Source organism: Nostoc sp. DedQUE07, from assembly GCF_034530975.2.
Lineage (GTDB): Bacteria > Cyanobacteriota > Cyanobacteriia > Cyanobacteriales > Nostocaceae > Nostoc.
This window is the reverse complement of record NZ_JAVRCC020000036.1, coordinates 47,109-60,978: the sequence shown is the minus strand read 5'-3', so window position 1 is coordinate 60,978 and position 13,870 is coordinate 47,109. Positions and strand designations below refer to the sequence as shown.

Below are 13,870 nucleotides of genomic sequence, written 5' to 3'. Positions count from 1 at the left end.
AGGACTAATGACTATTGATTATTCGTCGTCTTCTAGCGATTCGCGAGAAAGAGATTCATAAGTTGGTCGAGGAGGTGTGCGACGGGCTGATTGGTCTGCCATCAAATCGACTTCCACATCTAGGGAACTGCCGTCTGCTTGAGTTTCTACCTTGTGTACGGCAATATCTAACCCCAATGATTGCAGCTCACGCATTAGCACCTTAAAGGATTCTGGAGTTCCAGGTCGAGGAATTGCCTTACCTTTAACGATCGCATTTAACGCTTCATTCCGTCCTTGCATATCGTCAGATTTAACTGTGAGCAATTCCTGTAAGGTGTAAGCTGCACCAAAGGCTTCCAATGCCCACACTTCCATTTCTCCAAACCTCTGACCACCTTGTTGTGCTTTACCACCCAAGGGTTGCTGAGTCACCAGTGAGTATGGGCCTGTAGAACGGGCGTGGATCTTATCATCCACCAAATGCACCAGTTTCAGCATATAAGCCACACCAATGGTAATTGCTCGGTCAAAGGGTTCACCTGTACGACCGTCATACACCATGATTTTGCCTGGGTTATCTGGGTTATATACCCAGTCTTTCCCTGTTTCGTCTCGTGCTTCTTGCAATTTGCCATGCACGATTCGGCGAGACGACTCTTCACCGTACATTTCATCAAAGGGAGTAATCTTAAATCGCACTCCCAAGGTTTGACCAGCCCAACCCAACAGGCATTCAAATACTTGTCCGACGTTCATCCGACTGGGTACGCCCAAGGGGTTGAGTACAATGTCCACTGGTGAACCATCGGGCAAATAAGGCATATCTTCGGCCGGTAATATCCGAGAAATAATCCCTTTATTACCGTGGCGTCCTGCCATTTTGTCACCAACTTGGATTTTACGTTTTTGAGCTACATACACCCGGACTACCATATTGGCTCCTGGTGGCAGTTCATCGCCTTGTTCGCGAGTAAACAAGCGCACATCAACTACGCGGCCTTTTTCACCGTTTGGTACTCGCAGAGAATTGTCTCGCACATCCCGTGCTTTCTCACCAAAGATGGCACGTAACAGTTTTTCTTCTGGCGGTTGGTCAGATTCACCTTTTGGTGTGACTTTTCCTACCAAGATATCACCAGCTTCTACCCATGCCCCAATGCGAATGATTCCCTGTTCATCCAACTGGCGCAAGGCATCTTCCCCGACGTTGGGAATTTCTCTGGTAATTTCTTCTGGCCCCAGTTTGGTTTGTCTAGCTTCAATTTCATATTTTTCAATGTGAATTGAGGTGTAAACATCATCCTGCACCAGTCTTTCAGAGATTAAAATTGCATCTTCGTAGTTGTACCCTTCCCAAGGCATATAGGCAACGACGATATTTTGTCCTAGCGCCAATTCACCACCTTCAGTGGAGGAGCCATCAGCCAATACCTGACCAGCAACAACCCGTTCACCAATGCGGACGAGAGGTTTTTGATTTAAACAGGTGTCTTGGTTGGAACGTTGATACTTGGAAAGGATGTATTTAATTTCGGGGGTGTTAGGTTTAGGACGGACGCGAATTTCTGTAGCATCTACATAAGTAACATCGCCATCGGTGCGCGATACAATCACCATCCCAGAGTCTCTTGCTCCTTGGGCTTCCAAACCAGTACCCACCAAAGGACGCTCTGGTTTGAGTAGGGGGACTGCTTGCCGTTGCATGTTCGATCCCATCAGCGCTCGGTTAGCGTCATCATGCTCCAAGAAAGGAATCATGCTGGTTGCTACCGACACAATCTGTACCGGAGATACTGCTACGTAATCAACCTGTTCCGGTGTTGTGGTGGAAAATTCTTGGCGATACCGGACTGGTACTTGTGGACCAATAATGTGCCCAGTTTCATCTACAGGAATGTCTCCAGGAGCAACCCGTAGGTCGTCTTCTTCATCGGCTGTCATGTAGGCTGGAGGTAGATCAAATCTAACTCGCCCATTTTCTACAGGTCTAAATGGTGTTTCTAAGAAGCCGTACAGATTTACCCTTGCATGGGTTGCCAAAGAGCCAATCAATCCGGCGTTTGGACCTTCTGGTGTCTCAATGGGGCAAATGCGTCCATAGTGACTAGGATGTATATCTCGCACTGCAAATCCAGCGCGTTCGCGGGTTAAACCACCAGGACCAAGGGCACTCAAACGGCGTTTGTGGGTCAGTTCCGCCAGAGGATTGGTTTGATCCATGAACTGACTTAACTGACTGGAACCAAAGAATTCTTTAATTGCTGCTACTAATGGTTTGGGGTTCACCAAGGAAGCGGGAGTTAGCACTTCAGCATCGGATACCGTCATCCGCTCCCGAATGATTCTTTCTAAGCGGTTTAACCCTACCCGCACTTGGTTTTGGAGCAATTCACCGACGCTTCTCACCCGGCGATTACCTAAATGGTCAATGTCGTCAATATTACCTATATCATATTCTAGGTTGATTAGGTAATCTACAGCTGCCAAGATATCGCCAGGAGTTAACACGCGCATTGTGTCGGGAACAGAAAGGCGCAATTTCTTGTTGAGTTTGTACCGTCCAACGCGACCAAGGTCATAACGTTTTGGGTCAAAGAAACGAGAATCTAGGAGTTGTTGTCCACCTAATACTGTGGGTGGTTCACCAGGACGCAGTTTCCGATATAACTCCATCAGGGCTTCTTCTTCAGAAAACTGCCCTTCTTTTTCGATGGTTTTTTGGAAATACTCTGGATGGCGTAAGGCATCAAAGATTTCGTTGTCTGATAACCCTAAAGCTTTTAGTAGTACCTGCGCTGATAGTTTGCGGGTTTTGTCAATCCGTACCCACACCAAATCGTTACGGTCTGTTTCAAATTTCAGCCATGCACCCCGGTTGGGAATTAAGCTAGCTGAATAAGTACGCCGCCCGTTTTTGTCGATTTCTGATTTGTAATAAACCCCTGGCGATCGCACTATTTGGTTGACAATTACCCGCTCGGCTCCGTTAATAATAAACGTGCCGCGATCGGTCATTAAAGGCAAATCACCAATGAATACCTCTTGCTCTTTGATTTCCCCGGTTTCCTTATTAATCAACCGTGTGGGAACATACATTTGCACAGCATAAGTACTATCCCGCCGTTTGGCTTCTTCGACGCTGTACTTTGGCTCCTTGAGTTTGTAGTTATGACCCAAAAAGTGCAGTTCTAATTTACCCGTATAATCTGTAATAGGACTAAAGGAGTTCAGTTCTTCTATCAGCCCTTCTTCTAAAAACCAGCGAAAACTTGAGCGCTGGATTTCAATCAAGTCGGGCAATAGAAAGGCGGGTTCCATATATGTTTCTTTAGTCATGCCTCTTCCTTTGTCAACCTGGTACAATTTTCCCTTGGACACTGCTTTTTGACGCTTCCCACTGCTAGCCAGTGTCCTTAGCTGTTTGGGAACTTTTTCTTAGACACTTGTAATTTATGGGTGTAGACTCCAGCGATTAAATCTGGCTGGAATGAGCAATTTTGACAAGGAAGCAATCACCCCTAATAGGGACTAAGTGATAGGCACTCGGTACTATGAAATCGGGGGAAAACTTGCTGAAAGTCTTTTCCTCCTGCATCTCATACCGAATGACGCCAGTTGCTTGTCTGGCCGCAGACGCTATGCATAGCTTACTTCCTCGAAGCGGTACAAGTTGCCAAAGCCACTCAAAGCACTGGCTTCCCAATGCCCATTTCAAAAAGAATATCCAGTTAAAATATTCCTGAATTTGATTTACTTTCTTCACTTCCCCTCCAAAAAGCGCGTTAATTTGCTGACGCAGCTCTACACAGTGTGTTTGAAATCCACCCCGCTGTTGATACTCTCAGTGATATTCTTAGATATCCTAAGACTGAGGGAACGATCCGCACCTTGTCGATTTTGAATCAGAATAACTTCATTTTGCTGGATTATACTCACAAGGCAATTTTTCTTTAACGATTTTGAATAGGTTCAATACACACTAAACAGATGTTGTGCAAAAGTCTAGCTCAATTTAGGTTGGTACGGTTAGTAATGCCTGGAGAGCATCCGCTTGTAGAGATTTTGAGGATGGGCAAGCCATAACAGTATGGTAAATTTAAGATGAAAAGTTTTATGCTCCTTCCTCTATTATTATGGCGCAAGCAAAATCTTTTTGAGGCAATAATATTAGCATATTTTTGTCCCTCTCTAGTTTTATTTTTTTAACACAACTTAACAAAAGATACTAGGACACACTTGATATTGACAGACCGAATAATTCACAAGCATTTTGGGTGGTTTGATGAGCGATCGCCTCTACCGTTTCCTGACGCAGTTTAGCTACTTGCTCGGCTACATAAAGTACGTAGGCAGGCTCGTTGCGCCTCTCGCCCCGTTTCGGAACTGGAGCGAGAAATGGGCAGTCTGTTTCAATCAGTAGGCGATCGCTACTCACCATCGCCGCAGAAGATTGGATCGCTTTGGCATTTTTAAACGTTACTGTTCCGCTAAAGCTGATATAAAAGCCTAAATCGAGAAACCATTGAGTTTCTTCAGGTGTTCCTCCCCAGCAATGCATCACACCCCGCACTCTTTCTCCTTTGAGTTGCCGCCATTTTTGCAACACTTCTTTGGTTGCCACCGCAGCATCACGGCAGTGGATAATCACTGGTAAGTTTAGTTCAGATGCGATCGCCAACTGGGACTCAAACACCAGATACTGTTGCTCATAGTTATCAGCTTTGTAAAAATCCAGACCCATTTCCCCAATTGCTACCACTTTTGAGTCAGAACTCGCTAAAGTTTTGATTTTCTCAGCTGTCTCGCTATTCCATTTATCAGCATCTAAAGGATGTAATCCTACAGCAAAACTAATCTCAGGAAACTCTTGGGTTATAGATTGAATACTGGAAAACTCCTCCGGGTGAACACAGGAATGCACTAAACGCACTACACCTGCTTCTTGCCACCGCGATCGCACTATTGCTAAATCCGGCTGAAAACTATCAAAGTTGAGATGTACGTGCGTGTCTATCAGTTGCATCTTTTGTCCTACCCTGCGGCAAGCCGCTGGCGCGTCTATGTTGTTTGTCCTTCGTCATTTGTCGTTTGTTTTGTTACCAATGACTAATGACTAAGGACAAATTACCAATAACTACTCAGCTGTTTGTGTGAGGGGTTTTAGTCTGTGAGCCAATCTGGATTTTTTCCTTGCCCCATTATTTGGGTGAAGAACACCTCGTTTGATCGCCTTATCAATTTTCCCATAAGCCTCGGATAACCGAGCCTGTGCTTCTTGTTTTAATTCTGGGGTAGGATTAGCTGTATAAGCAGCTACAGCATTGAGATATTTTTTCATCAGCGTCTTGACTGCTGATTTGTAAGATTTATTACGCAGTCGGTTACGTTCTGCGATTTGGGCACGCTTAAGAGCAGACTTTGTATTCGCCACAGTCAATTCCAAAAATACGATTATTAATTATGTACACACACTACTAGACTTACTAATATAGCATTCAAATTGCCAATATTATAATTTCCTAAAAAAATTATGGAATTAGGTATTGGTGGGCATGAATGAAGATCGTCATTACATTATTAGTAGTTAGTTCTATAGTCTATACTCGCCAATTCAGTATTTCGTCAATTGAGGAAATGCGTTAAACTAAAATACATCTAAATAAATTTCACCCTAACCGATCACAACCTGATTAAGCAATGTGATTGCCAATAAATATAATTTGTCCGTAAACCAAATGTATGATTTAGAGGCAGGAACTGTAAAGAGCTAAATCTCAGGGGTTGTCAAGTATAGAACCGATATATCGTGCCTGTACACACATTAACTAGTAAAAGTTAGGGAAATAAGTAAAAATTATACTCCAACCATAAGCCCTGTAAATTCAGAGGATTGGATGTGTAAACATACCATCTGCATCCCCAAGGATTGAGGGAAATGGTGTAAGGGGAGTGGGAAATGGCACACCTGCTTCCTACCGCTAGCCAGTCAAGGCTTGTCGGATTGAGCAATTAAGTCGCCTTCTCAAGCAAACTATACGCTGGTAGCCTTGAGAGTATCAAAAAAATCCAGGTTAAGCTAGAGAAGAGAATTAGAGTCAGCTTGCACACCCCAGTGGGTCAAGAGCAATACTAAATCTCAGGTGGCAATATTATAATTTTGGCATTGTCCTTACTCCATGCTGCGAATTATTACTCAGCAGGCAGACGTTAGAGCAGAACTACAACGGATCTGCGATCGCACCCATGACGAACAGGTACTTCACAAAGAAGCGACGGTGCGGGAAATTTTGCAAGCAGTGAAGCGCCAAGGCGACAAAGCTGTATTGCATTACACGGACGAATTTGACAAACAAACCCTGAAAGCAGAAGAACTCAGAGTTACAGGCTCGGAATTGGATGCAGCCTATCAACAGGTATCAAAAGAGTTGTTGAATGCAGTTCGGCTAGCTTGCCGCCAAATTGAAGCGTTTCATCGTCAGCGAGTACCAAAAAGCTGGGTACACTTTGGTGACGATGAAGTAGTACTGGGCAAACGCTACACCCCTGTAGACCGAGCCGGGTTGTATGTGCCTGGTGGCCGTGCCGCCTATCCCAGTACAGTGCTAATGAATGCAATTCCGGCTCATGTTGCTGCTGTACCGCACGTGGTGATGGTAACACCACCAGGCCCAGGGGGTGCTATTAACCCAGCAGTCTTGGTAGCTGCCCAAGAAGCAGGGGTGCAAGAAATTTATCGTATTGGGGGCGCACAAGCGATCGCCGCTTTAGCTTATGGTACAGAAACAATTCCAAAAGTGGATGTGATTACTGGCCCTGGTAACATTTATGTCACCCTAGCGAAAAAACTTGTCTATGGCACCGTTGGCATTGATTCTTTAGCAGGCCCTAGCGAAGTGCTAGTGATTGCCGATGAAACCGCAAATCCGGTGCATGTAGCTGCTGACTTGCTAGCCCAAGCCGAACACGATCCAATGGCGGCAGCAATTTTGCTGACGACAGATGCGGCTTTGGCGAAAAATGTGCAATTAGCTTTGGAAAGACAGCTAGTCGATCATCCACGGCGAATAGATACAGAAAAAGCGATCGCTCACTACGGTTTGATTATCCTTGTGGAATCGCTCCAAGCCGCAGCAGAACTCTCAAATGAATTTGCCCCCGAACACCTGGAATTAGAAGTCAAAGACCCTTGGGCACTTTTACCACAGATTCGCCACGCTGGGGCAATCTTTTTGGGTTACTCAACACCAGAAGCTGTAGGAGACTATTTGGCAGGTCCTAATCATACCTTGCCAACTTCTGGTGCTGCCCGTTATGCTTCGGCATTGGGGGTGGAAACTTTCCTTAAACACTCTAGTATTATTCAATACTCCCAAATCGCACTGCAAAATGTGGCTGGTGCCATAGATGTGCTAGCAACAGCAGAAGGTTTACCTTCCCATGCTGATTCAGTCCGACGCCGAATTCAGCAAGAATAGTGATTTGGAATGCTTAATTTTTTCTAATAACTGGAAGTTTGGATAACGATACCTACGGTAAGCTACGCTAAAGCACACCATTTGCTATCCTACCTTCAGCTATTTTTTAAGCACGAGTGGGGCATTGCCGACAGTAGTTGCTGGGAGAGGGTTTTCCTCTCTCAAAAACTCGTGAAAAGCTTCTCCAGAAAAGTTGCTACAACCCGTTCGTATGATGAAAGTGGCGTAAAACTAGCTGACCTATGGCGTAGCCTCAAATATCTAAACTTAAGTTGTCAAATAAAAAATTAGTTTAGTGTCACTGCCGACTAATTTTGCTAGATACTTATGTATGTAAGGGGTCTACTCTTTAGGAGACGAGAGCAGTGCTAAATAGTGTTTTGGTAGCTCTGGATGGTTCGGATATTTCAGAACGAGTAATTCAAGCTTTAGATAGTTTGGTGTTTTCAAAAGACGCCAAGGTTATTCTGTGTCATGTGTTTCTCACACCAGAGTCAGAAATGGAACTACCTGCCGATCGCCCTCAGCCAGAGTCCCCAACGTTTTCTTATTTTCATATTGAAAAGCAACTGCAATTATATCAGGAAAAGTTATCAGCCAGAAGTGAGTTAGAGTTAGTAACTGGCGATCCCGCTGAAGAAATTATTCGTCTTGCCAATATTTATAAAACTGACTTGATCGTAATTGGCAGTCGGGGCTTAATGGGGATGAAACGAATTGTTCAGGGTTCTGTTAGCAGTCAAGTTGTAGAAGAGGCTAATTGTTCAGTGTTAGTCGTCAAACCAAGGTAAAAATTTAAAAGGGGAATCATGACTATAGCCACCCCAAAACTAGCCTTTGAAGAATACCTGAAATATAATAATGGCACTGATAGCTAACTACCATGAGTTTAGAAAGTGGACAACATGGTGCACAAGGAGTTTAAAAATTTTAATCTATGCAATTCTGTGTTCTCTGCGTCTAGAGTCTTTAAATAAATTATTTTTAAACAGCAGAGCCACAGAGAGGACACTTGCATAAGCGGGTTTCCCTACTTGAGCAAAGTGTCCGTGGCACAGAAACAAAAAAGAGATTTTTGGAAGTCACCTTGAAAAGGCTAGCCATAGAGACAAGGAAAACCCCTTTTCTACGTTCAGTCAATTAAACGTTCTTGAGTTGCTAAAAACTGACGCAAGCTCAACAAGCTGAGTGTTTGACCCAAATTCAAGGGCAAAATTGAAACTCCTTCCAAGCGGGACTGTACCCAACCTTCTCCCCAGTACCATTCGTGGAACCCGTCAATGCCTCCGCTGAGTAGTAAGCGAAGGCAATTGGATTTGACAACCTTTACTTGATGATGAATCGCGATTGGCCCAGTCCAGGTTGTAAACTGGAATCCGGGAAGTAGTTCTTCTGGCATTCCTGGCGCAAAACGTTGTCCTAAAAGCCATTTTTTTAGTTGCACGGGATGCAGCAGACTATCACGAATTGCATCTGTTGATGCTTCAATTTCAATCCGTAGTTGGCTTTGTTGAAAATTACCCAGCATTTTTCTTGGATTACCTAAAGATAAGACATCGCTATTTCTAATATTGCAAATAGTTTTTGTCATTAGTTATCAGTCCTACCCTGCGGGAAGCCGCTAGCGCGTCTATGTCCTTTGCAAATAACTAATGACCAATGACCAATGACAGCCGTTTATTTGCGTAACACCCGACTACGTTACTTTTCTTGCAGCTAAGAACTTAGAATAGAAAAAGTGAACTTGTTAAGAAATGTAAGGTTATTCATGGCGGATCAGTTAATTCGTGCAACAGCAGCCGAAGGTGGAATTCGTGCCGTAGGTGCGATCGCCACACGTTTAACAGAAGAAGCACGGCAGCGCCACAAGCTTTCTTATGTGGCAACGGCAGCACTGGGTCGGACTATGACGGCGGGCTTGTTAATGGCCTCTAGTATGAAGCGGACTGGATCGAGGGTGAATGTTCGGGTGAAGGGCGATGGGCCTTTGGGTGGCATATTAGTAGACGCAGGTTTAGATGGTACAGTACGCGGATATGTCGGCAATCCATCTATAGAATTGCCTCCTAATGCTAAAGGTAAATTAGATGTTGGTGGTGCTGTGGGTAGCGGCTACCTCTACGTTGTGCGGGATATCGGTTATGGTTATCCTTACTCTAGTACGGTAGAACTAGTTTCTGGCGAAATTGGTGATGATGTCGCTCATTATCTGGTGAATTCCGAACAAACACCTTCGGCTTTAGTTTTAGGTGTGTTTGTAGGAGCAGCGGGAGTAACTGCTGCTGGAGGGTTACTGATACAAGTATTGCCCAAAGCCGCCAGAGACGAAGCCTTAGTAGAAACGTTAGAATCACGGGTTGCTGGTCTAGCTGGATTTACGCCATTGTTGCAAGCTGGGAAGACGTTACCTGAAATCTTTGATGACTTATTGGGAGATATGGGGTTGGAAATCTTTTCCGAACGCCAAATGTTGCGCTTCCACTGTGGTTGCTCTTTCGATCGCGTTTTGGGGGCACTAAAGATTTTGGGAGAAGCTGAACTGCAAGATATGATTATCAAGGATGATGGTGCCGAAGCAACTTGCGACTTTTGCGGCAACGTCTACCAGGCAAGTAGCGATCAGTTAGCTCAACTAATTTCCGATTTGCAAGCCGAATCTGCTGTTTGAGGATAAAGTATAAAATAGCACTGATTTTTGAGATTGATAATGGTACTCTGTGGAGAGAGATAATCAAAAAAGTAGCTTTTTAATGACGAGAAAGTTACTATGTCAACAATGGAATTATCAACCTAAAACAGAGCGCTATTCAATTATTTTGGTGTGAGAGATGACAGAGCGGGATATTCCAGACAGTTGGTCTTCAGCCAGTGGAAGAGAGCCAGATCAAAGCAAAAGATTATCCCGAACAGAACAATTCGGTGAAACTCAGCCATTTGATGTCCCAGCTACTGGTTCTACCTCCAAGTCAGTGAAGCGGCGAAAAAAAAACCATAAGAAAGGATTACCTATAAATAGTAATTCAGAGGAAACTGCCCAACTCAATAGTACTTCTGGAAAATGGCCACGCTGGATGAAAAGCTGGACATTGTGGCTAGTACTACTAATGTTGATTCCCAGCAGTGTGGGATTCTTGGCAATGGCAATGCTGCTAAAGTTGCCATCTGCCCCTAATTGCCCTTCGATTTTCTGGCCGCTAGCTAGTGCTTCTGTGCGGCTACATTGCGCTCAGTTAGCGGCTTCTAAGCAAACAGTGAACGACCTATTACAAGCGATCGCTCTGGTGAAGCAACTACCACAAAATCACCCGTTGCATGGAGAAATCGATCGTTTCATCGAAGAATGGTCGCGGGATATTTTGAAGCTAGCCGATCAAAGTTTCCAAACTGGTAATTTAGAGGAAGCGATCGCGACTGCTCGTAAAATACCCGAAGATGTAGCAGCTTATAAATTAGTCGATGAACAAGTTGACAAATGGCAGTCAATTTGGTCAAAGGCTGAAGCCACATACAATGGTGCGATCGCCGAAGTAAAGGAACGGCGCTGGCAATCAGCGTTCATGTTATCCGCTAAAATGCTGCGCGTAGACAACCAGTACTGGGCGGGTACTAAATACGACCAATTGAATCGTCTGATTGCTACAGCACGGGAAGATGGCGATAAGTTAGGAAAAGCCGAAAGTTTAGCAAACAGTAAAGTAGTTGATAACATCCTAGAAGCGATCAAGTTAGCCGAGTCCATTGGGCAAGAAAGTTATATTTATCAAAAAGCTCAGGAAGCGGTTCCGGCATTTGGACGCAAAATGCTGGAATTGGCACAGGCGAAACTAGATAAAAAGGATGCGGATGAAGCGCTAAATATTGCTAGGCAAATACCGGAAAGTACGAAACTACAAGGCGAAACTGATGATTTTATTGCCATAGCTGACGCAAAAAGAAGTGCTTGGCTCGGTAATGTTTCTGGTTTAGAGGCAGCGATCGCTCAAGCACAACAAATCGATCCTTCCAGACCAGTGTATAACGAAGCACAGCAACTAATTGCTCGTTGGCAGTTGGAAATTGAAGATGTTGCCCATTTGGAAAAAGCAAGAATATTGGCTAGCCAGGGAACAGTCCCTAATTTAAACGCAGCGATCGCCCAAGTACAGCTTATTCCTGCAAGTAACCCTAGAGGCGCAGAAGCTAGACAAGAGATAGGTCGCTGGAATGCCCAAGTAGAGACCATTGAAGACCAACCTTACTTAGACCGCGCCGAACAGATCGCAATATTCGAGGATATTAACTCCTTGCAAGCTGCGATCGCCCAGGCCAGCGAAATTCGTCGAGGTCGTGCATTATATCCAGAAGCACGCAAAAAAATTCGTACTTGGGCAGGAAAGATTGAGCGAATTCAAGATCAGCCTTACTTAGATCGAGCACAAGAACTGGCCCAAAGTGGCAATCTCACCGCCGCCATTAGCACAGCTCAACAAATAGCTTCATCGGGAAGGGCGCTTTCACAAGAAGCACAAGCTGCGATCGATGACTGGGAAGGGCAAATTCGCACTAGAGAAAACTGGAGAAAAGCCCAAGAAGTGGGGGCCGCCGGTACTCCAGAAGCCTTGGTTGAGGCAATACGACTGGCGGATCGAGTTTCAAACAATAGCATCTTACGTATGGATGCAAATCAGGCTATTGACCAATGGAGTCAGCAATTGTTAGAAATAGCACGCACTCAAGGTCAGTCTGATATTGCTAGAGGCATTGACATTGCCAAATCGGTTCCACGCGGTAGTGCTGCTTACAGTGCAGCGCAAGAGCAAATTAAGACTTGGCAGGATTTTCTCAATCCCCAACCTGAACCTCAGCCTTCGTCTGCGCCTGAATCTCTACCATTTCCTCGCTCAACTACTATTAATGGTCAGTGATCGTTTATTAATCCAAGTTGCAGGTTATCAAATTGTAAGTTTTTTGCATCTGTCGATTCATGCGATGCCTGCGGTGGTCACTGAGCTTTGTAGTTCGCGCAGCGTCTCGCAGAGAAGTGCGGGCTACGCCTACGCGCACCACAAGTTGGGGTTGCACTACGCACAACCCTAACTTCGACTTAATCAAAAAGACAATTACTGAATCGTTTAGAGTATCATAATTTGCTCATTCAATAAATGCTTATTGAACAGTAAATGCAAAAATGAATGCTTCAAGCTTGAGTAAAAACCCTTTATACGTGGCTGTTAACGCCTAGTTTCCCCTGCCTTCAGGCGTGAGATGAAGCTTAAATTCTTTATTCCCCGATCGCTTCTCCCCATTCCTTAATGACTGAAAATAGTGATGAATAATCATCATCAGCAAATGACATTTTTACGGCTGTTTGCAAGATTTGCCGCACTCCTTTAATACTGCTGAGATCCAAACTCCGAGATTTCGCTTCCGAGATAAATAACTCCGTATCTTTAAGTAAGTGTTTTGTGGGGAAATTGGGATCGGCATAATTGCCATCTAACATCCGTTGTAGCTTTTTGTCAAAGGTAGCTGCGTAGAGGGGACTGTCGCGCAAGATTTGCATAAACACATCTACATCGACACCTTGACGCTGGACAAAAGCTAGACTCAAAGCAAAGCTAGTTGTTAGAGAAGCTATTAGTTGATTTAGTGCTAATTTAAGCGCCGCCGCAGATCCTACTGGCCCGATAAGTAAAGGTTCTGTCCCAAAATTTTGGAGTAACTTCAAGTGGCGTTCGTATTGTTCTGGCTCGGCCCCTACCATAACACTCAACTTGCCAGCTTTTGCTTCTGGGATACTCCCTAATACGGGCGCTTCTAAGTACTCACCACCACCCCCAACAACTGCATCTCTAATTTCCTGGCTTTCTGTGGGCGTAATTGTTCCCATTTGGATAATCGTGCGCCCTTCCAGAGTTTGCCAAGCAGTATCTGAAAGCAACACATTGTAAATAGCTGGAGCATTAGTCAGCATAAGAATTACGCACTCAGCAGCACGAATGGCATGGCGGGGATGTGTAGCAATTTCAGCCCCAGCGGCTTGTAGTGATGCTAATTTTTCTGGGGTACGATTGTAGGCCACTAGCTGTATATCTGCGGCTAATAACCTTTGAGCCATTGGTAGTCCCATCAGTCCAGTTCCCAGAAATGCCACCTTCATTTTTTACGTTCCTTTAGTACAGCGTCACCGTAAGCGTTGCGTAAAGCTTTTGGCATAGCAACTCTTAAAGAGGCTGCGCCAACGCTTAGAGCGAGTCATTGAGCGTTATAGCTCATCGTGAACATCGCATTGTTTGATTCAAATTTAGTTGGGAAGTAGTTATTTGAAATTTAAAATACAATCCTAAATCCCAGTTTTCTTACTTCCTGACTCTGGCAATCAACCACCGGCAGCAAAAGTTAACATAATTATCACTGACAGTAATATACCAGGG

9 protein-coding genes are annotated in these 13,870 nt (G+C 44.6%); 4 read left to right on the top strand and 5 right to left on the bottom strand.

Features of this window, described 5'->3' with window-relative positions:
- Positions 1-18 precede the first annotated feature (18 nt).
- The 3 genes from rpoB to rpsT all read right to left on the bottom strand — a co-directional run bounded on the left by rpoB (position 19) and on the right by rpsT (position 5,413).
- Positions 19-3,318: a DNA-directed RNA polymerase subunit beta gene (gene rpoB / locus RMZ95_RS23860; RefSeq protein WP_322674423.1), complete on the bottom strand. Its 3,300-nt coding sequence runs from the start codon at positions 3,316-3,318 to the stop codon at positions 19-21.
- Between the two features lie 889 nt (positions 3,319-4,207).
- Entirely contained in the window at positions 4,208-5,005 is a 798-nt protein-coding gene (locus RMZ95_RS23855) for a TatD family hydrolase (protein WP_322682520.1), read from the bottom strand.
- A gap of 111 nt (positions 5,006-5,116) precedes the next feature.
- The gene (gene rpsT / locus RMZ95_RS23850; RefSeq protein WP_322666272.1) at positions 5,117-5,413 is read right to left on the bottom strand and encodes a 30S ribosomal protein S20; all 297 of its coding nucleotides are present in this window, start codon (positions 5,411-5,413) and stop codon (positions 5,117-5,119) included.
- A 745-nt stretch (positions 5,414-6,158) separates the two neighbouring features.
- Here rpsT and hisD point away from each other — a divergent pair.
- On the top strand, positions 6,159-7,457 hold the full coding sequence (hisD, locus tag RMZ95_RS23845) for a histidinol dehydrogenase (RefSeq protein ID WP_322682519.1): 1,299 nt from the start codon (positions 6,159-6,161) through the stop codon (positions 7,455-7,457).
- A 365-nt stretch (positions 7,458-7,822) separates the two neighbouring features.
- Complete coding sequence (locus tag RMZ95_RS23840) at positions 7,823-8,248, top strand: universal stress protein (RefSeq protein WP_322674420.1); 426 nt, start codon at positions 7,823-7,825, stop codon at positions 8,246-8,248.
- A gap of 341 nt (positions 8,249-8,589) precedes the next feature.
- Here the strand turns inward: RMZ95_RS23840 and RMZ95_RS23835 are convergent, their stop codons facing one another.
- Positions 8,590-8,985 carry a hypothetical protein gene (locus RMZ95_RS23835; RefSeq protein WP_322682527.1) on the bottom strand — a complete coding sequence of 132 codons (396 nt, stop codon included), beginning with the start codon at positions 8,983-8,985 and terminating at the stop codon, positions 8,590-8,592.
- Between the two features lie 240 nt (positions 8,986-9,225).
- Between RMZ95_RS23835 and hslO the strand changes: the two genes are divergently transcribed.
- Positions 9,226-10,125, top strand: a complete 900-nt coding sequence (gene hslO, locus RMZ95_RS23830) for an Hsp33 family molecular chaperone HslO (RefSeq protein ID WP_322682518.1) — start codon at positions 9,226-9,228, stop codon at positions 10,123-10,125.
- Between the two features lie 160 nt (positions 10,126-10,285).
- Positions 10,286-12,361 (top strand): chromosome segregation ATPase, encoded by a 2,076-nt coding sequence (locus RMZ95_RS23825; RefSeq protein WP_322682517.1) that lies wholly within the window; start codon positions 10,286-10,288, stop codon positions 12,359-12,361.
- 356 nt (positions 12,362-12,717) lie between these two features.
- Here the strand turns inward: RMZ95_RS23825 and RMZ95_RS23820 are convergent, their stop codons facing one another.
- On the bottom strand, positions 12,718-13,596 hold the full coding sequence (locus RMZ95_RS23820) for an NAD(P)-dependent oxidoreductase (protein WP_322674413.1): 879 nt from the start codon (positions 13,594-13,596) through the stop codon (positions 12,718-12,720).
- Positions 13,597-13,870: the final 274 nt, after the last annotated feature.

What these genes read in the sequence shown, in the direction of transcription:
- hslO (WP_322682518.1), top strand. Translation starts at nt 9,226, where the DNA reads ATGGCGGATCAGTTAATTCGTGCAACAGCAGCCGAAGGTGGAATTCGT.
- hisD (WP_322682519.1), top strand. Translation starts at nt 6,159, where the DNA reads ATGCTGCGAATTATTACTCAGCAGGCAGACGTTAGAGCAGAACTACAA.
- RMZ95_RS23820 (WP_322674413.1), bottom strand. Translation starts at nt 13,596, where the DNA reads ATGAAGGTGGCATTTCTGGGAACTGGACTGATGGGACTACCAATGGCT.
- RMZ95_RS23855 (WP_322682520.1), bottom strand. Translation starts at nt 5,005, where the DNA reads ATGCAACTGATAGACACGCACGTACATCTCAACTTTGATAGTTTTCAG.
- RMZ95_RS23825 (WP_322682517.1), top strand. Translation starts at nt 10,286, where the DNA reads ATGACAGAGCGGGATATTCCAGACAGTTGGTCTTCAGCCAGTGGAAGA.
- rpoB (WP_322674423.1), bottom strand. Translation starts at nt 3,318, where the DNA reads ATGACTAAAGAAACATATATGGAACCCGCCTTTCTATTGCCCGACTTG.
- RMZ95_RS23835 (WP_322682527.1), bottom strand. Translation starts at nt 8,985, where the DNA reads ATGCTGGGTAATTTTCAACAAAGCCAACTACGGATTGAAATTGAAGCA.